The sequence below is a fragment of the Acinetobacter sp. RRD8 genome, from assembly GCF_031844225.1.
In the GTDB taxonomy this organism is placed as follows: Bacteria; Pseudomonadota; Gammaproteobacteria; order Pseudomonadales; family Moraxellaceae; genus Acinetobacter.
On the sequence record NZ_JAUZUU010000002.1, the window covers coordinates 47,556 to 68,710 of the forward strand.

At 43.7% G+C, this 21,155-nt stretch carries 19 protein-coding genes; 6 read left to right on the forward strand and 13 right to left on the reverse strand.

Annotation, left to right across the window (positions count from 1 at the left end; translation table 11 throughout):
• Nucleotides 1–185 precede the first annotated feature (185 nt).
• Genes Q9R24_RS02995 through Q9R24_RS03010 form a run of 4 tightly spaced genes read left to right on the forward strand, consistent with a single transcriptional unit; the run spans nucleotide 186 to nucleotide 5,015 of the window.
• Entirely contained in the window at nucleotides 186–1,646 is a 1,461-nt protein-coding gene (locus Q9R24_RS02995) for a TolC family protein (protein WP_311203690.1), read from the forward strand.
• Nucleotides 1,647–1,657: 11 nt separating this feature from the next.
• Nucleotides 1,658–2,788: a biotin/lipoyl-binding protein gene (locus tag Q9R24_RS03000; protein WP_311203691.1), complete on the forward strand. Its 1,131-nt coding sequence runs from the start codon at nucleotides 1,658–1,660 to the stop codon at nucleotides 2,786–2,788.
• Nucleotides 2,788–3,918 carry an ABC transporter permease gene (locus Q9R24_RS03005; protein WP_311203692.1) on the forward strand — a complete coding sequence of 377 codons (1,131 nt, stop codon included), beginning with the start codon at nucleotides 2,788–2,790 and terminating at the stop codon, nucleotides 3,916–3,918. Before Q9R24_RS03000 ends, Q9R24_RS03005 begins: the two co-directional genes overlap by 1 nt.
• Complete coding sequence (locus Q9R24_RS03010) at nucleotides 3,915–5,015, forward strand: ABC transporter permease (protein WP_311203693.1); 1,101 nt, start codon at nucleotides 3,915–3,917, stop codon at nucleotides 5,013–5,015. The genes Q9R24_RS03005 and Q9R24_RS03010 overlap by 4 nt, the downstream gene beginning before the upstream one ends.
• 27 nt (nucleotides 5,016–5,042) lie before the next feature.
• Here Q9R24_RS03010 and Q9R24_RS03015 read toward each other — a convergent pair whose 3' ends face one another.
• The 6 genes from Q9R24_RS03015 to Q9R24_RS03040 all read right to left on the reverse strand — a co-directional run bounded on the left by Q9R24_RS03015 (nucleotide 5,043) and on the right by Q9R24_RS03040 (nucleotide 12,512).
• Complete coding sequence (locus tag Q9R24_RS03015) at nucleotides 5,043–5,468, reverse strand: DUF3887 domain-containing protein (RefSeq protein WP_311203694.1); 426 nt, start codon at nucleotides 5,466–5,468, stop codon at nucleotides 5,043–5,045.
• Between the two features lie 68 nt (nucleotides 5,469–5,536).
• Nucleotides 5,537–8,518, reverse strand: a complete 2,982-nt coding sequence (gyrA, locus tag Q9R24_RS03020; protein ID WP_311203695.1) for a DNA gyrase subunit A — start codon at nucleotides 8,516–8,518, stop codon at nucleotides 5,537–5,539.
• Nucleotides 8,519–8,838: 320 nt separating this feature from the next.
• Complete coding sequence (locus Q9R24_RS03025; protein ID WP_253147340.1) at nucleotides 8,839–9,498, reverse strand: hypothetical protein; 660 nt, start codon at nucleotides 9,496–9,498, stop codon at nucleotides 8,839–8,841.
• A gap of 180 nt (nucleotides 9,499–9,678) precedes the next feature.
• Nucleotides 9,679–10,611 carry an FAD-binding protein gene (locus tag Q9R24_RS03030; RefSeq protein WP_005252481.1) on the reverse strand — a complete coding sequence of 311 codons (933 nt, stop codon included), beginning with the start codon at nucleotides 10,609–10,611 and terminating at the stop codon, nucleotides 9,679–9,681.
• A gap of 18 nt (nucleotides 10,612–10,629) precedes the next feature.
• Nucleotides 10,630–11,382 carry an electron transfer flavoprotein subunit beta/FixA family protein gene (locus Q9R24_RS03035; protein ID WP_004731799.1) on the reverse strand — a complete coding sequence of 251 codons (753 nt, stop codon included), beginning with the start codon at nucleotides 11,380–11,382 and terminating at the stop codon, nucleotides 10,630–10,632.
• 524 nt (nucleotides 11,383–11,906) lie between these two features.
• A complete protein-coding gene (locus Q9R24_RS03040) occupies nucleotides 11,907–12,512 on the reverse strand; it encodes a LysE family translocator (protein ID WP_005252483.1) in 606 nt (201 codons plus the stop codon).
• 112 nt (nucleotides 12,513–12,624) lie between these two features.
• On the opposite strand from Q9R24_RS03040, the gene Q9R24_RS03045 reads away from it, so the two are divergent.
• Nucleotides 12,625–13,119 (forward strand): Lrp/AsnC family transcriptional regulator, encoded by a 495-nt coding sequence (locus Q9R24_RS03045; protein WP_004645712.1) that lies wholly within the window; start codon nucleotides 12,625–12,627, stop codon nucleotides 13,117–13,119.
• A gap of 208 nt (nucleotides 13,120–13,327) precedes the next feature.
• Here Q9R24_RS03045 and Q9R24_RS03050 read toward each other — a convergent pair whose 3' ends face one another.
• The 7 genes from Q9R24_RS03050 to Q9R24_RS03080 all read right to left on the reverse strand — a co-directional run bounded on the left by Q9R24_RS03050 (nucleotide 13,328) and on the right by Q9R24_RS03080 (nucleotide 19,468).
• Nucleotides 13,328–13,711 (reverse strand): hypothetical protein, encoded by a 384-nt coding sequence (locus tag Q9R24_RS03050; RefSeq protein ID WP_004645713.1) that lies wholly within the window; start codon nucleotides 13,709–13,711, stop codon nucleotides 13,328–13,330.
• 231 nt (nucleotides 13,712–13,942) lie between these two features.
• Nucleotides 13,943–14,878: a site-specific tyrosine recombinase/integron integrase gene (gene xerA / locus Q9R24_RS03055; protein ID WP_311203696.1), complete on the reverse strand. Its 936-nt coding sequence runs from the start codon at nucleotides 14,876–14,878 to the stop codon at nucleotides 13,943–13,945.
• Nucleotides 14,879–15,484 carry an alpha/beta hydrolase gene (locus Q9R24_RS03060; protein WP_311203697.1) on the reverse strand — a complete coding sequence of 202 codons (606 nt, stop codon included), beginning with the start codon at nucleotides 15,482–15,484 and terminating at the stop codon, nucleotides 14,879–14,881.
• Nucleotides 15,485–15,571: 87 nt separating this feature from the next.
• Nucleotides 15,572–16,417 carry a diaminopimelate epimerase gene (gene dapF, locus Q9R24_RS03065; protein WP_311203698.1) on the reverse strand — a complete coding sequence of 282 codons (846 nt, stop codon included), beginning with the start codon at nucleotides 16,415–16,417 and terminating at the stop codon, nucleotides 15,572–15,574.
• Between the two features lie 12 nt (nucleotides 16,418–16,429).
• The gene (gene lysA, locus Q9R24_RS03070) at nucleotides 16,430–17,674 is read right to left on the reverse strand and encodes a diaminopimelate decarboxylase (protein ID WP_311203699.1); all 1,245 of its coding nucleotides are present in this window, start codon (nucleotides 17,672–17,674) and stop codon (nucleotides 16,430–16,432) included.
• 24 nt (nucleotides 17,675–17,698) lie between these two features.
• The gene (lptM, locus tag Q9R24_RS03075) at nucleotides 17,699–17,932 is read right to left on the reverse strand and encodes an LPS translocon maturation chaperone LptM (protein ID WP_005247664.1); all 234 of its coding nucleotides are present in this window, start codon (nucleotides 17,930–17,932) and stop codon (nucleotides 17,699–17,701) included.
• A gap of 132 nt (nucleotides 17,933–18,064) precedes the next feature.
• The gene (locus Q9R24_RS03080) at nucleotides 18,065–19,468 is read right to left on the reverse strand and encodes an amino acid permease (RefSeq protein WP_311203700.1); all 1,404 of its coding nucleotides are present in this window, start codon (nucleotides 19,466–19,468) and stop codon (nucleotides 18,065–18,067) included.
• 319 nt (nucleotides 19,469–19,787) lie between these two features.
• Here Q9R24_RS03080 and Q9R24_RS03085 point away from each other — a divergent pair, with 319 nt between their 5' ends.
• Nucleotides 19,788–21,134, forward strand: coding sequence for a sodium:alanine symporter family protein (locus Q9R24_RS03085; protein ID WP_311203701.1), 1,347 nt, complete (start codon nucleotides 19,788–19,790; stop codon nucleotides 21,132–21,134).
• Nucleotides 21,135–21,155: the final 21 nt, after the last annotated feature.

The following is a 21,155-nucleotide window of genomic DNA, read 5'->3' on the forward strand; positions in this document are numbered from 1 at the left end:
CAATTGAAAATATTCAAAATTAAGCTATTTTTTAATTTTAGATATTCCATCAAAAATAGCCGACAAGTATTTGAAATACAGATGTAAAAGAAACAATACTATAACTTTACACTAGTTCTATCTACGAACCTTTGATTTATACTAGCCGGATAACATTACCGGCTTTAAATCAGTTTAGCGACTTTATGAACTTAAAGAAAAATAAAAGACAGCTTGTCTGGAGTTTAAATCTGCTTGCATCGATGATGTATGGCAGCTTTGCTCATGCACAGAGCATCAGCTTTCAGGACGCTGAACGTCAGTTGTTGCAAAATTCTTATAGCAGCCAAGCCTATCAAAGTCTGGAACAGGCCTCAAAACTTGAAGCTGAAGCAGTGAAAGGTATAGGTCTGCCACGAGTCGACCTGAATGTTCGTGCGTATGCCTTTCATAATGAACTCGATCTGCCTTTGGGTACATTAAAAAATAATTTAGAGCAATCCTTAACGGATGGTGTCAATAATAGAATTGATGAACTGAACTTAGGTGATCTGGCTGACCCGCTAAAAAATAGTCTAAGACAACCTATTCAAAATGGGGTGGGCTTAATTCCTGATAGTGCGAATGTCGTGCTGGATGATCAGGTGATTCGCCCAACGGTTTCAGTTATGATGCCGCTTTATACCGGTGGACTGACAAGCAGCGCCAAAGAAATCGCCAATATTCAGGTCGGTCGTAGTCAGCTCAGCAACAAACAGCAGCAAGACACGCAGCGTTTTGAACTGATTCAAAGTTATTTTAATGTACAACTCCAAAAGCAACTGCATGCAGTAGCACTATTTAACCTGAATGCCATGCAACAGCATTATCGCAATGCCTTAAAGATAGAACAGCAAGGTTTTATCAGTAAAGGCCAGCGCATGCAGTTTGAAGTGGCACGCAATAATGCCGAGCGCAGTCAGCAAAATACGCAGGCCAATTTGAATGCTGCCCTGTTCCAGCTGAATAATCTGCTTCAGGAAAGTAGCATCACCGAACTTTCGACGCCTTTATTTGTCAATAAAACCGAGCCACAGGCCTTAAATCATCTGCTGAAAACCTTTAGTCAGAACTCTGCGCTGATTCAAAAAATGCAGCTGGATACTCAATTGGCTCAAGCCAATGTCAAAGCCCAGCAAGCAGCGAAAAAACCGAATGTTTTTGCTTTTGGCGAATATAGTCTGGATCAAAATGAAAACTGGATTGTCGGGGTGGCTGCCCGTTATAACTTATTTTCCGGAATTGATAAAAACAAAAATATTCAGGCTGCCGAACTCAAACGCTCTGCCACAGAACTGCTCACTGCACGCACCCAGCAGGAAATTGAAAATCTGATTTATAAATCTTATAGCGAAGCCCTCAGTGCACAGCAAAGTGATGCGCTTCTGGCACAAAACTTGAAAGCCGCACAGGAAAATTTACGCATCCAAGAATTGTCCTTTAAAGAAGATATGGGCACCGCCACACAGGTCATCGATGCACAAAATATGCTGAGCGGACTACGAGCCGAAACTGCCTTGAATGCTTACAAATATGTGATGTCACTGGCCACCCTATTACAAAGCCATGGCTCGATTGCAGAATTTCCGAACTACATCCAACATACCAACACTCACTATATTCGCTAATGGAGCCGAACATGAACGAAGATCAAAAACCCAATGATCCTGTGAATGAAGCGGCTTCATCCAGCGATACAGAAAAATCGCCTGCGCAACAGGTAGAAACAAAGACTGAAATAGAAAGTAACGCGGCGACTTCGACCGAGCATGAACAAGCTCCTGAAATTGCTAAAAAGAAAAAATATTTATTGCTCGCCCTGATTCCAGTTCTACTGGCAGTCATTGCTTTTGGATTATGGAAAAGCTACCAACCGGCTCCGCTGGAATTGCAGGGTCGTGTAGAAGCTGAAACAGTTCAGGTGGCGACCAAAGTGCCAAGCCGTATTGAAGAAATTTATGTAGAAGAAGGTCAGCGGGTCAAAAAAGGCGATGTACTGGTGCGCTTAAACAGCCCGGAAATTCAGGCCAAAAAACAGCAAGCCGCAGCGGCTTTACAATCTGCGCTGGCCTTACAATCGACTGCTGAACGTGGCTCGCAAGAAGAAAATATCGCGAGCCTGTATGCCAACTGGCAATCGCTGAAAGCACAGCAAAATTTAGCCAAAGTTTCTTATGAGCGTGGTGCAAATTTATTTAAGGAAGGTGTGATTTCACGCCAGCGCCGTGATGAATTGTATGCAGCCAGTCAATCAGCAGCACAAATGACAGAAGCAGCGTATCAGCAATACGCACGTGCCAAACGTGGCAGCACTTCGCAGCAAAAGAGTTCCGCCGATGCACAGGTAGATATTGCCCAGGCTGCGCTGGATGAAGCCAATGCTTTAGAAGCAGAAACCCAATTAGTAGCACCTGTAAACGGAACGGTGTCTAAAACCTATGGCAAAGCCTCGGAGCTGGTAGCCACCGCAGTCCCTGTGGTCAGCCTGATTGAAGATCAAATGTGGGTGAGCCTGAATATTCGTGAAGACCAATATGCCCCGTTTCAGAAAATGAGCAGTATTGAAGGTTATATTCCCGCCCTAGATAAAACCGCCACTTTTAAAATCAAGCAGATCAGTGCTGAAGGTGAATTTGCCACCATTAAGACCACACGCCAAACCGGCGGTTATGATGTGCGAAGTTTTAAGCTGCATCTTGTGCCCACACCAGCGATTCCTGAACTGAAAGTTGGGATGAGCGTGTTATTTAAACTGAAAGAGACCCGATAATGTGGACGGGTATATGGCGCGAACTGCGCTATCTGCTCCGCGAAAAATGGGATCTGTGTCTGGTCACGCTCGCACCTGCACTGGTGATTATTTTATTCAGCAGCATGTTTGCTCAAGGGAAACCGGATCATTTACCGATTGCGATTATTGATCAAGACCAGAGTGCGCTGAGTCAAAGCATTTATCAGCATGTGGCGCTGAATCATACTCTTAAAATTGCTACGGTGTCGGAACAAACAGCTGAAATTGAGCGCCTGTTAAATCAAAATAAAATTTGGGGTTATATCCATATTCCCAGCGGTGCCGAGCAACGTCTGGTTCGTGCCCAGGATGCTGACATCAGTATTGCCTTTAACCAGAGTTATTTCAGTATCGGAAATACCATTTCATCTGCCATGCTGGTTAGTAGCCTGCAAGCACTGGCTGAATTTGGCGGACAGCAATATCTGGGCAACCGGCTGCCTTCTCTCGAAGCACCGTCGCCGCATATCAAAATATCGCCGCTGTATAATCCACAACTGAATTATGAATTCTATCTGGAACCCTATGTCATTCCGGCAATTCTGCATTTACTGCTGTGTTGTTGTGTGGCATTTTCCGTCGGTCAGGAACTGAAGCGACAGACCTTAATAAGCTGGATTAGCAACTCATCCATCTGGATGGCATTACTGTCTAAGAACCTGGTCTATGTGGCTATTTTTAGTGTGTGGACTTGGGCCTGGATGTTCTGGCTGATTGAAATTCGCGGCTGGTTTGTTGCCGGCTCGCTCGCTCTGATTCTATCGGCACAATTTCTGCTATATAGCGCCTATGCATTTTTAAGCAGTGCAGTGGTTCTGGCGACCAAAGATTTAAGTAAATCTTTTGGCATCATTGCGGTCTATGGCGGTTCATCTTTAAGTTTTGCCGGTGTGACTTTACCTTTAAATAATGCGCCCCTATTCACCCAGTTTTGGTCCAATATTATTCCGTTTACGCCCTATGCCAAATTACAAACTGAACAATGGGTGATTGGTAGTCCATTGCATATTTCACTGCAAGCTGGATTAATGCTGCTGATCTATGCCCTAGTCTACGCTCTGCTGGCCTATCTGTTCCTTAAAAAAATAGCTAAAGGAGCAGTCCAATGAAATCCTTCTGGTTTTACTATCTGCAAAGCTTCAAGGATATTGTCAGTCACGGCACGATCTTTACCACGCTTATTCTATCCGTCTTATTTTACAGCTTTTTTTATCCAACCGCTTATCAGGCACAGCAGGCTGAAGCCTTACCCATTATCATTGTCGATGAAGAACAAAGTAACTTAAGCACCCGCATTATTGGTCAGGTGGCACAAAGCCCCAATGTCGAAATTCAGGCGATTACCGGAAATTTTGCCGAAGCCAAACAATGGATGGAATCTCAAAAAGCCGATGGAATTTTACTGCTGCCGGACAATTTATCGCAAAGCTTAAGGCATGGTGAAACAGGTGGCATTGGCCTGTATTTAAGTACAGCCAACTTTTTAGTGACCAAACAAATTGGTCTGGGCTTAGCCACATCAGTTGAGCAAACTTTGGCAGATTATGCTGAACGCTTTGGCGAGGTCTCGGATTTTTCACCAGCCCTTTCTGTGCATCAAATTCCTTTATTTAATCCACTGTCCGGCTATGGCAGTTATGTCTTTCCTGCGGTTGCACCCTTAATTATCCACCAAACCATTCTTTTGGGTTTGAGTATGCTGATTTTGGTACATCAGGAAAGAAAAATAGAATTAAACACAAATGCATTGATTGGGATGTGCTTAGCCATCTTCACCATCGGCTGTCTGGGATGTTTCTATTTATTCGGCTTTAGCTTCTGGCTGTTTGATTATCCGCGCGGTGGCAACCTGTTCGGGATGCTACTGGCTGTTCCGGTTTTTATCTACACGATAATTGGCATGACCTGCCTATTTGCCAGTTTTCTGGATCTGCCAGAACGTGCGGGTCATGTGATTGTATTCACTTCCATTCCACTGTTCTTTTTATCTGGTGCGGCCTGGCCACATGCTGCCATGCCCATCTGGATGCAAGTCGTTGGCGAAATCCTGCCCTCTACCCAAATTGTGCAGATGTTTATTCAACTCAATCAGATGGGTGTACCTACCGCACTAGTCTTGCCTAAATTGCTTTATCTTGGAATGATCGGTAGCTTGTGCTTTTTCCTGGCTTATCGACGTTTAATTTCTGGTCATCAAAGCAGATAGAGCATTATAGCAATGCTCCTATTCCACTTATTTACTCGATTCGCCAAAGACTTGAATATTGAAATTACGAATCTTGTTGCTACCATTCGGCTTGTCAAAACTCACATCATACTGAACCAGATTTTCCGGATAGGCAATTTCATAGCTGACCTTATATTGCCCAAGCTGATTGGTTGCTTCTTCAATCTCTTTGGTCATTAAAGTCTTAGACTTGTATTCACCTTGAGGAATTGAACGTGAAAAGCGTTTCATCAGCTTTTCATTATCCTTAAACTGGGTTTGCAACTGCGGTTCTAACTGATCCAGAAATTCCTCATATTTCCCGTCACGCAAATCCTCATAAGCCAGCTGTGCCGCCTTTTCCTGTTCAGGACTCGGATTCGGAATATTGTCCATTGAATTACAGCCAGTCAATGCAACCGCTGCTGCCAACAACATTAATTTGGTTTTCATCGCTTACCCTTATGCAGTCAAGGTTTATAAAAAAGGACGCCGAAGCGCCCTTTTTATCAGTAAAAAACTTATTCTTCTACTGAATTTTCACCATCTTTTGCAACTTGCTCAGTTTCAGCTGCTACATCTGTTTCTGCTACTAAAGATTCTGCACCTTCAATCGCTTCAACAAACTCATCTTCTTCAACCGCTTCGATTGAAACGACACCAACCAGCAATTCCTCATTACCTAGGCGGATCAGACGAACACCCTGTGCGTTACGACCGGTTTGCGCCACTTCAGATGCACGGGTACGAACCAGCGTACCGCCATCAGAGATTAGCATCAGTTCTTTAGAAGCATCGATGGCAACAGCGCCCACCAATTGACCGTTACGTTCAGAGGTCTTGATCGCAATCACGCCCTTACCGCCACGTTTCTTGGTCGGGAAATCATCTACTGGAGTACGTTTACCATAACCATTTTCAGATGCACACAGTACTTCGCCAGTTTCAGGTACAACAACCAGTGATACGATTCGGCTAATCAATGCTGAATCTGAACCATCTTCGTCATCAGACTCGATCTCAGTTTCATCATTTTCTTCTAGCTGTGCAGCTGCACCAATAGTCACGCGCATACCACGTACACCTTTGGCAGAACGGCCCATTGAACGTACATCAGTCTCTGCGAAGCGAATGGCTTTACCTTCGTTCGAGAACAACATGATTTGCTGTTCGCCATCAGTAATCGCTACACCAATCAAGGTATCATCGCCATTCAGCTCAATCGCACGTAAACCGTTTGAACGAACATTTGAGAACTGTTCAAGCTCTACACGTTTAATCGTACCGTATTCAGTCGCCATAAACACATAGAAGTTTTTACGTACCGCTTCAGCCTGCTGAGCAAAGTCATTGATAATGTCATCATCAAGATCTGTTGCAGAAAGCTCCAAGCCCAACTGTTTCAATTGAATACGCAATGCATCAGAAATATCATCCGCACCATCTTCAGATTCTGTCAGCGCTGCTTCAAGCTCGGCAAAATGAGCATTGATCACTTCATTGGCTTGCAACTGCGCTGCATTGGCTTTGACAAATGCCTTGAAGGCAGCCAGACGTTCTTTGAATTTCTTCGGCGCGTCAATCACAGGCAAGATCGCAGTAATGGTCTCGTTTTCATCCAGTGGCAACAAATTCACCATTGGGCGACCTTTCGCACCACGTGATGCTTGCGGCACTTCATAGACTTTCAGACGATAGACCTTACCAACATTGGTAAAGCAAAGTACCGTCGCATGACTTGACGTCACAATCAGATGTTGAATGTAATCATCTTCTTTCATGCTGGTCGCAGACTTACCACGGCCACCACGACGCTGTGCAGCGTAGTCAGACAATGGTTGAGTTTTTGCATAACCTGATTTCGATACCGTCAGCACCATTTGCTCTTCAGGAATCAGATCTTCACGAGAGAAATCGATACGTGACTCGACAATCGACGTTTTACGTGCATCGCCATACTGCTGAAGAATTAATGCCAATTCTTCACGAATCACGTTCATCAACAGATTAAAGTCATTCAAAATTGCAGTCAGTTCAGCAATTTGTGACAGGATTTCACTATATTCAGCATGTAACTTGTCTTGTTCCAGACCAGTTAAACGATGCAAGCGAAGTTCCATAATTGCATTCACCTGGGTTGGTGACAAACGATAAATCTCGCCATCCAAACCAAATGGGCGACTTGGGTCTTCACCTTCAATCTCATCCGGACGCACAGAAACTGAACCGGCTTTTTCCAACAAGGCCAAAACACCGCCACCTGCCCACTCACCTGCCTGCAAACGCTCACGCGCTTCAGCCGGATTTGCAGAACTCTTGATGGTTTCGATGATGGCATCAATATTTGCCAGAGCAACGGTTAAACCTTCCAAGATATGACCACGTTCACGCGCTTTGCGTAATTCGAACATGGTACGACGCGTGACTACTTCCTGACGGTGACGGATAAACGCGGCAATGATGTCTTTCAGGTTCATCAATTTTGGTTGGCCATTGTCCAGGCAAACCATATTGATGCTGAAAGAGTTTTCAAGTTGCGTGTTCTGGAACAGGTTGTTCACGATCACTTCAGCGTTTTCACCGCGCTTCAGGTCAATCGCGATACGCATACCGTCTTTGTCAGACTCATCACGAAGCTCTGAAATGCCTTCCAGTTTTTTCTCTTTAACCAGTTCTGCAATACGCTCAATGGTTTTTGCTTTATTGACCTGATATGGAATTTCAGTGAAGACAATCGTGGTACGGCCATTCTTCGGATCTTCTTCGAAATGGTATTTACCACGGATATGCAAACGGCCCTTACCGGTACGGTATGCATCGACGATGCCTGATTTACCGTAAATGATACCGCCTGTCGGGAAATCCGGACCAGAAATATGTTCCATCAACCCTTCGATACTGATCTGAGGATCATTAGCATAGGCCAGACACGCATTCACCACTTCAGTCATGTTATGCGGCGCCATATTGGTCGCCATACCGACTGCAATACCGGTAACACCATTAATCAATAAGTTCGGTACACGGGTTGGCATGACTTGAGGAATACGCTCAGAGCCATCGTAGTTGTCTTCCCACTCGACGGTATCTTTTTCAAGATCCGCTAACAGTTCGTGGGTCAGTTTACGCATACGTACTTCGGTATAACGCATTGCTGCTGCGCTATCGCCATCGACCGAACCGAAGTTACCTTGACCATCAACCAATTGGTAACGCAAGCTGAAATCTTGCGCCATACGTACAATGGTTTCGTATACGGCATAATCACCATGCGGGTGATATTTACCAATCACGTCACCGACTACACGTGCAGACTTTTTATAAGCTTTGTTATAGTCATTGCCTAATTCGTGCATTGCGAAAAGCACACGACGATGAACAGGTTTTAAACCATCTCGTACATCGGGCAATGCACGTGACACAATCACGCTCATCGCATAATCGAGATATGAGCTTTTAAGTTCATCCTCAATGGCAATCGGTCTAATTTCCGATACGCTCATGCATACTCCTTATTCTACAAGCCAATTTTGGCTTGTATTTATATGTCGTAAAACTAGCAAAATCATTAACTCAAACGACTGAGTTAAAAACTAAAATACAGCCCTAAATTATAGCATAAACACTTGTATTTTTGTGTCGAAATATTCAGCTTAACCTTGTTAATTATCTTCATTTTAGTGATCATTTTCTTGTTATTTGAAAACCGAAAATTAGCGCATCCAGACAGGATTTTTCAATACCTCAAATTTTGAGAAATACAGTACTACAAAAACAAAATGCGCCAATCAACTGGCGCATCTTCATCGTTTTTTCTATATTTTTATTGTGCCTGGTTCAGTACTTTACGATAGCTCAGCACAGCCACAATCAGTAAAACTGGCAATAACATCTCCACCCCTTCCTCAATGGTCATAATCATGATTTGAGTATGCGGCACCAACTGGATGCCGAATTCATCTTTCAGGGTTGAAGTCGTGCGATCGAGCACCTTGCTTAGTCCGCCACAGGCAATGGTAAGGAAGATAAAAAAATGTGCAATATTCAAAGAATTCTTCATGCTTCGTATGGTTTGAACCAGCTTTTTCGCCAGTACCAGAAAGACAAAAATAATGCCGAGCAATAAAATAAATCCGAGCAGCTTATCCATGAGCGGAATTTCAGCACTGCGATAGAAATTAGTTTTGATAAAACTCATTTCAAACACCTGCTTATGGAAATCCATTTCCCGTAATCCCAACAATGTCGCTGCTATAGCCGTAAACACTCGGGTATTAGGTTTGATTTCAACATTAAGCAAACACAGCACTGCCAGCAAGTACCATAACCATGGACTCATGACTTCAAAAGCGCCTGATTCACTAAATAAATACTGAGTCACCGCAGGCGGTGCATTCAGGGCAGTATGAATACAAATACCCAGATAAAGCGCAATCAGCAGAAAACTAATGAACAGGATATGGGCGGCTTTGGAAAAGGACATGATTAAAAACAGGAGAAAAAGCAAACCGGGATTTTATCACTTTTCATGCAAATGAAATACTCTAGTTTCGACTGCCGAGTATTTTTAAAATTTTTGCATAAGAAAACGCCCTTGCACAAAACAGGAAAGCATTGCTTTCACTGCCTGCGCAAGAGCGTTTTTTTAAAGCTGATTCAGGAATTAGATTTTAGAAACCAATTCTGGAATTACAGTGTTCAGGTCACCGACTAACCAGTAGTCAGCGACTGCATTGATTGGTGCTTCTTCATCTTTGTTGATCGCAACGATCACTTTAGACTCTTTCATACCCGCCAAATGCTGAATCGCACCAGAGATACCTACCGCGATGTACAGGTCAGGTGCAACGATTTTACCAGTTTGACCCACTTGCATATCGTTTGGTACGAAGCCAGCATCTACCGCAGCACGTGATGCACCTTGAGCAGCACCAAGCTTGTCGGCCAATGGATCAAGGATCTTGTGATAGTTCTCACCAGAACCTACACCACGACCACCAGAAACCACAATACGCGCAGCTGTCAGTTCAGGACGTTCAGACTTTACGATTTCTTCGTTGATAAACTTAGAAATACCCGCATCACCAGTAGACGCAGCAGCTTCAACAGCAGCAGAACCGCCTTCAGCAGCTACAGCATCAAATGCTGTACCACGAACAGTCGCCAATACGATGCTTTCGCCTGATTCTACAGTCGCAATTGCGTTACCTGCATAGATCGGACGTTTGAAAGTCTTAGGACCATCTACCGCAATGATGTCAGTGATCATGCTTACGTCAAGAAGCGCAGCTGCACGTGGCAAAATGTTTTTACCAGTTGTTGTAGAAGCAGCAAGGATATGTGTATAGCCTTTACCTAATTCAGCAACAAGTTTAGCCACATTTTCAGCCAATTGGTTTGCATAAGCAGCGTCATCAGCAAGTAATACTTTGCTTACACCCGCAACTTTAGCCGCTTGGTCAGCAACTGCCTGAGCGCCAGAACCAGCAACCAATACAGTGATATCACCACCGATTTTTTGCGCTGCAGCAACAACGTTTAAAGTAGCAGCGTTTAATGCTTTGTTGTCGTGCTCAGCGATAACTAAAATACTCATGATTTTTATCCTTCTGTATTAGATCACTTTCGCTTCGTTTTTTAATTTTTCTACAAGCTCGTCTACAGACTTCACTTGTACGCCAGCTTTACGCTCTGCAGGTGATTCAACTTTCACTGTTTTCAGTTTAGTTGCAGGGTTTACACCGAAATCTGCAGGTGACTTGGTATCAAGCGGTTTTTTACGCGCTTTCATGATGTTTGGAAGTGCCGCATAACGAGGCTCGTTCAAACGCAAGTCAGTGGTAATGATTGCTGGAAGTGTCAGTTCAACAGTTTGTAAACCGCCGTCTACTTCACGTGTTACTTGTACTTTGTCGCCATCTACTTTCACTTCAGAAGCGAATGTACCTTGACCCGCACCCATTAGAGCGCCAAGCATCTGACCAACCTGATTCGAGTCATCATCAATTGCTTGCTTACCCAGAAGGATCAATTGTGGTTGTTCAGCGTCAACAACGCCTTTCAGAATTTTAGCGATTTCCAGCGCACCCAGTTGGCTGTCATCAGCTTCAACCAGAATACCGCGGTCAGCACCAAGCGCCATTGCAGAACGGATTTGTTCTTGGGCTTCTTTAGGACCAATAGAAACAACAATGATTTCTGAAACAGTTCCTTTTTCTTTTAAACGAACCGCTTCTTCCACTGCGATTTCACAGAATGGATTAATTGACATTTTAACGTTAGTTAAGTCAACACCACTGTTGTCCGGTTTAACACGAACTTTAACGTTGGCATCAACCACACGTTTTACAGCAACAAGAGCCTTCATGTAATCCTCGGCTGTTTTAGCAAATGTAAATGTTGAGAAAAGTTAGTGTAACTCTTCACTTAAATTTTTTTAGGTGCCCTATCTTGCAATGTGTACGGCATTTCGGTCAAGTCACAATTCAACAAAGAGCTGTAAAAATGCGTAATTTTCCCTGAACGATGCGTTCACAATTAATTGTTATCGTTTTATTACAATGAAATGTATCAATATTTACTTAAAATTTAACCATTGATTTATATTATTTTTTTATCTGATTACTCACATCAGAAGTTTTGATTGATCAGTTTTAATCTAAATGGATTTAAAGCAGCTTGAAGCAAAATAGCCGGAATATACCTATGTCAGCTTTTGTCATTTTGGACAGAATTCTTTTTGAGAGCGAATTAAACCCAATATAAAGACAAATTGACCAAATAATAAACCAGCGCATTGAATTCTACGCCGACAAAGTGAATATTTAATTTCAAATCTTCGCAATTATAAAAAAAAGCATACTGCGAACAGTATGCTTTTTTGCAACCCGATTAATTAATGATGAGCCAGCTTGCGGCAAGTGCCAGTAAACCACCAGAAGTTCCATCCACCCATTTTTGTTTACGTTCATCCATTTGGGTTTTCTGGCTGATTTTGCTGAATAAAATACTTAAGCCACAATACACCACAAAAATCAGACTGATAAAAATAAAGGACAGAATCAAACCTTGACTGACAGTATTGGCCGATTTATCAATAAACTGCGGCAAAATCGCAAAATAAATCAACATGCCTTTCGGATTTAACAGTGCGGTAAAAAAACCTTTTTTAATCGGATTGGCTGAGGTCTTTTTCTCAATGTTCAGCGCGTTTTTACTGAATACCGATTTGAGCAAACCAAAGGCCAGATACAGCAGATAAGCAATCCCGAGCCAGCGAATCGTTTCAAACAGCACCGGAAAAGAGACAATAATAGCCGCAATCCCGAGTGCCACCAGAATAGAATGCACCAGATAACCGCAACACACCCCTAAGGTTGCCATCATGCCTGCTTTTGCATCTTTACCCATCACTTGAGACAGGATAAATAACATATCGGGTCCAGGCGTAAAAATCAGGGGAAGCACGGTCAGTGCAAAGAGTACAAATACAGACATTTCCTTTTCCTTTCAAACTCCAGAAAGTGAAATAAGTATCTGCGATTTTTTACAAAATTGGCTTTCATTTTATTTTATAATAAGTATTATTTTTCGAATATTATTCTAATTTATGAAAATATCCACCAAGTCTGTGCGGGTAAAACTTGATCGAATTGATAAAAATATCATTCGACATTTACAGGCCAATGGCCGTATTCAGAATAATGATCTGGCACGTGAAATCGGACTTTCACCTTCGTCCTGTTTACGCCGGGTAAAATTACTGGAAGATGCAGGCGTGATTCAGAATTACACGACTATTGTCGACCAACAAAAAATTGGTTTTCAGCTGATTTTATTTTCGCGCATCTGGCTGGTCGGTCAGGATGCCGAAACCATTGATACCTTTATTGAGGCGATGAAAGAATTGCCGCAAGTGATGGAGTGCTACATTATTTTGGGAGAGAGCGATGCCATGTTGAAAGTTGTGGTACCTGATCTGGAAAGTTACCGTAAATTTCAGTCGACCCATCTGACCAAAAAAAATGGTATTACCAGTGTCAAAACAGATTTACCGAGTCAGATTATTAAACAGAGTTTCCAGCTGCCTTTAGAAGATTTATAGGCAAACTGATTTTAGACAACGACGCTATGTTCTTAATTTAAGATTTGCATAATCGTAGCTTGCTTAAACCATAACATGTGCTGCAAGCGCATAGATTGAAAGTTCTACTATAAGAAAAGGTTGCCTATAGAAGACAACCTTTTCCTCTTGAGCAAAGCCAAATCACAGGACTGAATCTTATTTTTATGTTATGTGGATGCTTCAGAATTTACTCAGTTTCTTGTGCTAAAAAATCACGATGTACATGGCTTAAATCTACCAGCTCATAGTCTGCCAATTCAAAAATTTGCCAAATTGCAATCGCATCTTCTTTTAAATCGACTGCCTGGGTCGCACGATTCGACAATTGCCATTGCAAATCAGAAATCCATAAATAGTATTGCCTAGTCGCCGCATTAAAGGCCTGAACTTTTCCATCGGCATTAATCCCTTGAATGATGGCGCCTTCAGGTAAGGTCGCTTCAAGATTGGGTAAGCTAATGTCCACAAAATGCTTGATTTGTCGCAAACCATAACCTGCGAACATTTCTTTTTGAGCTTCACTTAACTGTGCATATTTTTGCTCTATATCTGCAATTACCAGTGTGTCCATGTCACCTCCCATCGGTCAAATGCTGAGACTCTACTCAGCAATATTTCATTTTAAATATTAAATACTAGTTATTGTTATACCTGAAATGGCGCATTTAACGAATAAGACAATAGTGAAATGCTTACCCGAACGCCAATGTTCAGTTCAATTCCATTTTAAGGTTTATATATGAAAGTTTTGTGCCAAAAATACAATTTTCATGATTTTTATTCTATAACACTTGGCACATGATCAATCTTCTTTATGCTGCGCACGCGGATGGGCCTGATCATAAATCTGGGCCAGATGGTCAAAATCAACATGGGTATAAATTTGCGTGGTGGTTAAATTACTGTGTCCCAGCATTTCCTGCACGGCTCGTAAGTCCCGGCTATTCGATAACATGTGACTCGCAAAACAATGTCTTAACAAATGCGGATGTAAATCTACATTCACGCCTGCGCGCTGCGCCTGAAACTTGACCCGATTTTCAATTTGTCGTGCACCGAGCGGATTGCCTTTCTGGGTAATAAATACATTCGCCTCCGGTACAAAATCGCCATTCCATAAGGGATAGACTTGCAACCAAGCCATCACGCTGTCTTTGGCCTTGGAACCGAAAGGCATTATCCGGGTTTTATTGCCTTTACCAGTAATGCGTAATAACTGCCGGTTGAAATCAATATCTTTAATTCTCAGGCTTTGCAGTTCTGCCAGACGCAGCCCACTGGAATAAAGCAATTCTAACATCGCTTTGTCCCGGAGCCACATTTGCTGTTGTATTTCATTTTCAGGCGCAGGCTGATCAATAATTTGGTTGACGGTTTCAATATCCACCATGCCCGGCAAAGGACGCGATTGACGTTTTAACTGAAAATCATCCGCCGGATTAAAAGCCATATGCTGAGCCTGCTCGGCCCATTTCATAAACTGACGAATAGCCGAAAGCATACGTTGCAGGCTGCTAGGACTGAGCTGATGCTGTTCCACTTTTTCAGCCAGAAACTGGCGTAAATCGGTGGCTTCTACATCGTTTAAATTGAGCTGCTCACGCTGGCAAAACTCTAAAAAATCTGAGACATCACGTTCATAGGCTTGCAAGGTATGTTTGGACTGGTTTTGAATTTCACGTTCTTTCAGCCACATGTTAAGCAAGAGTTGAGGTGGGACAATCACTGCTTGCTCCATTTAGAGTTGCTCCAAATAATCTTGAATCAGCATTGCAACCTGATTTGCATGAGAGTTGGCAAAGAAATGATCTCCACCTTGGATAATATGCAATTTTGCATTTTTAAAAATTCCTGCCAAGTATTGTCCAAGCTGAACAGTACTTAAAGGATCATGATCGCCCCAGATCAGTAAGATCGGAATGTCAAGACTTTCAAGCTGAACGCGGCTAAATTCAGTTTGGTCTTGTTCAAACCAGTCCGGCGCTGTTTTAAACAGTTCACGATAATCTGTTCGCCAGTCTGCACAATGAAAAGTTTTTAAATTCAGACCACCAGATGTCGCCAACAATACCAGCCCTTTGACTTTCTGCGGATGATTGAGTGCCAACCCAACGGCCAAGACACCGCCCATAGACTGGGCAATCAGAATGGAATCATCCTCAATTTTTTCTTTCACGAATTCTTGCAGATCATACAGGTTTTGAATGGCCAAATTTGGTGCTACGCCATCAAAGCCCGGATAGGCAATGACTTGCTGATCTGGATATTTGGTTAATGCTGCCCTTAATGGCTGCCAAAAGTGCTGGCTTCCTGAAGCACCCGGCAGGAACACAAGCGTATTCATCTCATTCAAATTCTACGGTTTTTCCCATCCTAGCATAAAAAAAGCACCATCGATCAGACAGTGCTTTTTTCTCAAGCGGAACCAAGCTTAACCCTGGAAATAACGTAAATCCAGACGTCCTTCATACACGGTCGCCGTTGGTCCGGTCATCCAGACCACATCACCTTCTTTCCATTCAATTTGCAGCTTGCCGCCTGCCAGTTCAACTTCCACTTTGCTCGACAGCAGACCACGGCGCATACCTGAAATTGCGGCAGCACAGGCACCTGTACCACAAGCTAAGGTCTCGCCTACACCACGCTCGTACACACGTAAACGTGCATGTTTTTCATCAATAATCTGCATAAAGCCAGCATTGACTCGTGCCGGGAAGCGCGCATGTGATTCAACTTGTGGACCAATACGTGCGACATCAGCAGCGATCACATCCGGTACAATTGTCACCGCATGTGGATTCCCCATATTGACCACATCAATGGTCAGCTTTTCACCGCCAGCAAGATCGATGTCATACAGGCTCTCCGGCGCATCAGCCACAAATGGAATTTCCTGAGGCAGGAATTTTGGATAGCCCATATTGACCCGTACCCAACCATTCACACCCAATTCCGGCTCAACAATACCAGATTTGGTTTGCACCTTGATTTTGGTTTTGGTGGTGAGCTGACGATCATGTACAAATTTGGCAAAACAGCGCACACCATTGCCACATTGTTCCACTTCTGAACCATCGGCATTAAAAATCCGATATTTAAAGTCTGCACTTGGGACATCGGGTGGCTCAACCACCAAGAGTTGATCAAAACCAATGCCGAAGTTACGATTGGCCAAACGCTGAATGGTCAAAGTGTCTAAATAAGCACGCTGGCTGATCAGATCAACCACCATAAAGTCATTGCCCAGACCATGCATCTTGGTAAATTCTAATAACATCCTGATTTATCCTTAAGGCAATAAACGCTCACGTTCCCAAAGTGATTCAATCGTCTCACGTTCACGAATCAAATGTGCCTGATCAGCATCGACCATTACTTCAGCAGCACGACCACGGCTGTTGTAATTTGAGCTCATCACAAAACCGTATGCACCAGCGCCAAGTACAGCCAGCACATCATTTTCCTTGATCGCAAGCTCGCGCTCTTTACCGAGGAAGTCACCAGTTTCACAGATGGCACCCACCACATCCCATTCTTTTGCTTCGACATCGTTACGCGGTGTCACAGACTGAATATCCATCCATGCTTCATATAACGCAGGGCGAATCAGGTCATTCATCGCTGCATCAATGATCGCGAAATTACGGTGCTTGGTCGGCTTCAACAGATCCACTTTAGTCAGCAGCACACCCGCATTGGCAGAAATACTACGTCCCGGTTCCATATATACTTTCAAGCCCAACTTTTCTAAAGCCGGACGCAGCGCATTGGCATATTCTTCAACCGACGGCGGGGTTTCATCTTTATACTTCACGCCCAGACCGCCACCGATATCAATGTGTTTGAGGTGAATGCCCAGCTCTTTTAACTGGTCAATCATGACAATGACACGATCCAGTGCATCGACAAATGGCTGGGTTTCAGTCAACTGTGAACCGATATGGCAGTCAATCCCGACCACATCCAGATTTGGCAATGACGCCGCATATTGATAGGTTTCGAACACGCTATCCGATGGAATACCGAATTTATTTTCTTTTAAGCCCGTTGAAATATAAGGATGGGTTTTGGCATCGACATCCGGATTGACACGCAATGAAATCGGCGCTTTGATATTTAATTCAGCCGCAACCTTCTGGATACGATCCAGCTCGGCATAAGATTCCACGTTAAAGCAGGCAATGCCGACTTCCAACGCTTTTTTGATATCCGCTTCAGATTTACCCAAGCCCGAAAATACGATTTTCGATGCATCACCACCGGCTTTCAGCACACGCGCCAATTCACCACCGGTCACAATATCAAAACCGGCACCCTGTTTGGCCAATACATTCAATACCGCAAGATTAGAGTTGGACTTTACCGCAAAACAGATTTGATGGTGGATAAAATCAAAAGCACGGTCCATATCTAAAAAATGCTTTTCCAAAGTGGCTTTAGAATAAACATAGAGTGGTGTGCCGAATTGCTCCGCGAGCTGTTGTAATGAACATTGCTCAGCGTGCAATACCCCATTAATGCGGGTGAAACTCATGAAGGTATCCTTTCTGTGAAAGCGTTATGGTGTGGTTTTAACGTCTGAATCTGTAGGTGCAGCAAACTGTTGTTGCACGGGTGCCTCGCGTTTTTCATCGGACGCTTTAGGCTCAGTTTCAGTATTTTTGTATAACAGATACTTGGCACGCTTGTCGTAATTCGGATCATTCGGCAAGTGCAAAGCACCTGACTGTCCACAACCTGCAAGAACAAGACCTGTCGCTAAGATACTGATGTAGCAAATGACTTGGCGCATCTGACCACCTAATGTAATAGTTTCGATGAAGTATAACGCGATCATTCGGCATGACCCAAGCGTTAAACGCTAGAGAGTATCTTTAGACAAAAAAAAACGCCAGCAGATCGCTGACGTTTTTATTGATAAGGTTTATTTATGTTTCTGTTTATACAAACCAAAATAGCCAATGATCAGCAGGATAAACCAGATCGGACTGATCATCAGTGCCTGACGAGTATCCTCTTCCAGCGCCAAAACCACGATCATGCTCAGGAAGAAAATAATCACGACCCAACAAGTCAATAAACCACCTGGCAGCTTAAAGGTCGATTTGGCATGCAGCTCTGGACGTGTTTTGTAATACACGATATAGCTCCAGATAATGATGATCCAGACACAAATAAACAGAATCGTGGATAAAGTCGTGGCCAAGGTAAAGGCCCGAACAGTATCCGGAACGAAATACTGCAGTGCTGCACCCAGCAACAAACACACGGCAGAAAAATACAGGGCATTTGCAGGCACTGCGCGACGGTTCAAGCGACCAAAGGCAACCGGTGCCTGCTCTTCACGCGACAGGCCAAACAGCATACGACTGGTTGAGAATACGCCACTGTTCATCGATGACATCACCGAGGACAATACCACCAGGTTCATGATGATCGCAGCCGCTGCAATGCCAGCCTGACTGAACAGGTTCACAAACGGTGATACATTCGGATCAATCTGGTTCCACGGTGTCACTGACATCACAATTAGCAGTGCCAATACATAGAAAATAATGATACGGATCGGAATAGAGTTCACCGCTTTTGGTAGGTTCTTTTCCGGATCTTTGGTTTCAGCCGCGGTAGTACCCACCAGTTCCACCCCCACAAAGGCAAAGATTGCAATCTGGAAACCGGCCAGGAAGCCCATGGCACCCGTTGGGAACAAACCGCCATGCTCCCAGATATGACTAAAGGATGCGACCGTACCGGCATCATTGGTAAAGCCAGTAAACACCATCCACAGACCAACAGCAATCAGCACCACAATGGCGATAATTTTGACCAGGGCAAACCAGAACTCCATTTCACCAAACAGTTTTACCGTGACCAGATTCAACCCCATGATAAACACAATCGCGGCAACACTGATCATGACGCCTTCTTCAGGGCTAAAGGGCAAGCCATTATTGAAGAATTGCAGATAATAAATAATGGCTGACAGATCTGCGATCCCGATGGTGATCCAGCATAGCCAGTAGGTCCAGCCAACAAAGTATCCGGCCCAAGGCCCGATCAGATCCGTGGCAAAATCAATAAATGATTTATATTGTAAATTGGAGAGTAACAGCTCACCCAATGCACGCATCACCAGAAAGACCATAAAACCGATGATCATATAGATCACCAGAATCGAAGGACCTGCGAGACTGATGGTTTTACCCGAACCCATAAACAGGCCGGTTCCGATGGCGCCCCCAATGGCAATTAACTGTAGGTGCCGATTGGACAAACTCCGCTTTAATTCACCGTGCTCTGCCGACGAATTGTTATATTTTTCTGACATTATTAATTACAACTTTGAGTTTTACTCGCGACAAATTAACGTAAAAAATGCTGAATACAAAAATAAAATTTGCATCATTTGTATTTCCTGATTAATTGAAGAAGTTAATTTATTTTTCTTATATCGCTCTACAGTTACATTTCTGCTTTATTTTTGACCTGCGATATTCCAGTAATTTCTTGTCAAATTTTTAAAACTGTGTAAAAAATAGAACACTATTCAGCCAATTTATGCATTCAGGATGAATGCATCTGGCATAGCAATTGCTTTTTAATCAATACCTCGAACTACACAGACATGGATCAATAAGAAGAATTTTATGCAAAATTTACAAAGTTTAATGGAAACTTTAAGCGGCTGGGTCTGGGGCCCTTATATGCTGGTACTGATTGTCGGTACCGGGATCTTCCTTACCTTTCGTTTATTGTTCTGGCAGTTCCGCATGTTGCCTTTAGCCTTTAAACAGGTCTTTGGCAAGCACCCTGAGCATTCAGGTGATATTTCCCAATTTGCTTCATTGATGACCGCACTCTCTGCCACGATTGGTACCGGTAATATTGCCGGTGTAGCCACTGCCTGTGTTCTCGGTGGTCCGGGCGCCGTGTTCTGGATGTGGATGACTGCCCTGTTTGGTATGGCGACCAAATATGGCGAAGGTGTTCTCGCAGTCAAATACCGAGTCAAAAATGAGAAAGGTGAAATGTCCGGTGGTCCGATGTACTACATCGAGCGTGGTCTGAAATGGAAATGGCTGGCACTGATTTTCGCTTTGTTCGGGACACTGGCTTCTTTTGGGATCGGCAGTTCAGTACAGTCGAATACTGTAGCACTGGCAGTTGAAAACAGCCTGGGCATTGAAACCTGGATGACGGGGATCATTATCACTGCCTTTTCAGCACTGGTGATTCTGGGCGGAATCAAATCGATTTCCAAAGCTTCTTCTGTGATCGTGCCGATTATGGCGGTGGGTTATGTGGCTGGCGGTCTGATTATTATTTTAAATAATCTGGAACTGGTCGTGCCGGCACTAAAAATGATCTTCAGCTATGCATTTACTGGTGAAGCTGCAGTGGGCGGTGCGATTGGTGCAGCGATTCGTTATGGTGTGGCACGTGGTGTATTCTCCAACGAAGCCGGCATGGGTTCTGCGCCGATTGCTGCCGCAGCGGCAAAAACCGATCATCCGGCCCGTCAAGGTCTGGTGTCTATGACCGGTACGTTTATTGATACGATTATTGTCTGTTCAATTACCGGTATTGTTCTGGTGATGGGTTATATCATGGCCGGTAATTCATTCGGAGATCAAACCGGTGCAGTATTGACCATCAGCGCGTTTGACAAACTGTTGCCTGGGATCGGCGGCTGGATTGTGACCCTCGGGATTATTTTCTTTGCTTATTCCACCATCTTGGGTTGGAGCTACTATGGCGAGAAATGTGCCACTTATTTGCTCGGTGAGAAGTTTGTGCTGCCCTATCGCATTATTTATATCGCTTCGGTATTTATTGGCTGTGTGGCGACCCTTGATCTGGTTTGGCTCTTCGCCGATACCTTTAATGGGCTCATGGCGGTTCCAAACTTAATTGCACTATTGCTTTTATCCGGAGTGATTGCCAAGGAATCGAAAGACTTTATTGCAAGACGTAAATCTGGTGAACTTTATTAATTGATAAGTTATTTAACTACT

Coding starts and splice junctions, on each gene's coding strand:
- Q9R24_RS03010 (WP_311203693.1), top strand. CDS start 3,915: ATGAAATCCTTCTGGTTTTACTATCTGCAAAGCTTCAAGGATATTGTC.
- lptM (WP_005247664.1), bottom strand. CDS start 17,932: ATGCGCCAAGTCATTTGCTACATCAGTATCTTAGCGACAGGTCTTGTT.
- Q9R24_RS03040 (WP_005252483.1), bottom strand. CDS start 12,512: ATGTCTGTATTTGTACTCTTTGCACTGACCGTGCTTCCCCTGATTTTT.
- gyrA (WP_311203695.1), bottom strand. CDS start 8,518: ATGAGCGTATCGGAAATTAGACCGATTGCCATTGAGGATGAACTTAAA.
- Q9R24_RS03030 (WP_005252481.1), bottom strand. CDS start 10,611: ATGAGTATTTTAGTTATCGCTGAGCACGACAACAAAGCATTAAACGCT.
- Q9R24_RS03005 (WP_311203692.1), top strand. CDS start 2,788: ATGTGGACGGGTATATGGCGCGAACTGCGCTATCTGCTCCGCGAAAAA.
- Q9R24_RS03000 (WP_311203691.1), top strand. CDS start 1,658: ATGAACGAAGATCAAAAACCCAATGATCCTGTGAATGAAGCGGCTTCA.
- lysA (WP_311203699.1), bottom strand. CDS start 17,674: ATGAGTTTCACCCGCATTAATGGGGTATTGCACGCTGAGCAATGTTCA.
- dapF (WP_311203698.1), bottom strand. CDS start 16,417: ATGTTATTAGAATTTACCAAGATGCATGGTCTGGGCAATGACTTTATG.
- Q9R24_RS03045 (WP_004645712.1), top strand. CDS start 12,625: ATGAAAATATCCACCAAGTCTGTGCGGGTAAAACTTGATCGAATTGAT.
- Q9R24_RS03025 (WP_253147340.1), bottom strand. CDS start 9,498: ATGTCCTTTTCCAAAGCCGCCCATATCCTGTTCATTAGTTTTCTGCTG.
- Q9R24_RS03080 (WP_311203700.1), bottom strand. CDS start 19,468: ATGTCAGAAAAATATAACAATTCGTCGGCAGAGCACGGTGAATTAAAG.
- Q9R24_RS02995 (WP_311203690.1), top strand. CDS start 186: ATGAACTTAAAGAAAAATAAAAGACAGCTTGTCTGGAGTTTAAATCTG.
- Q9R24_RS03085 (WP_311203701.1), top strand. CDS start 19,788: ATGCAAAATTTACAAAGTTTAATGGAAACTTTAAGCGGCTGGGTCTGG.
- Q9R24_RS03035 (WP_004731799.1), bottom strand. CDS start 11,382: ATGAAGGCTCTTGTTGCTGTAAAACGTGTGGTTGATGCCAACGTTAAA.
- Q9R24_RS03050 (WP_004645713.1), bottom strand. CDS start 13,711: ATGGACACACTGGTAATTGCAGATATAGAGCAAAAATATGCACAGTTA.
- Q9R24_RS03060 (WP_311203697.1), bottom strand. CDS start 15,484: ATGAATACGCTTGTGTTCCTGCCGGGTGCTTCAGGAAGCCAGCACTTT.
- xerA (WP_311203696.1), bottom strand. CDS start 14,878: ATGGAGCAAGCAGTGATTGTCCCACCTCAACTCTTGCTTAACATGTGG.
- Q9R24_RS03015 (WP_311203694.1), bottom strand. CDS start 5,468: ATGAAAACCAAATTAATGTTGTTGGCAGCAGCGGTTGCATTGACTGGC.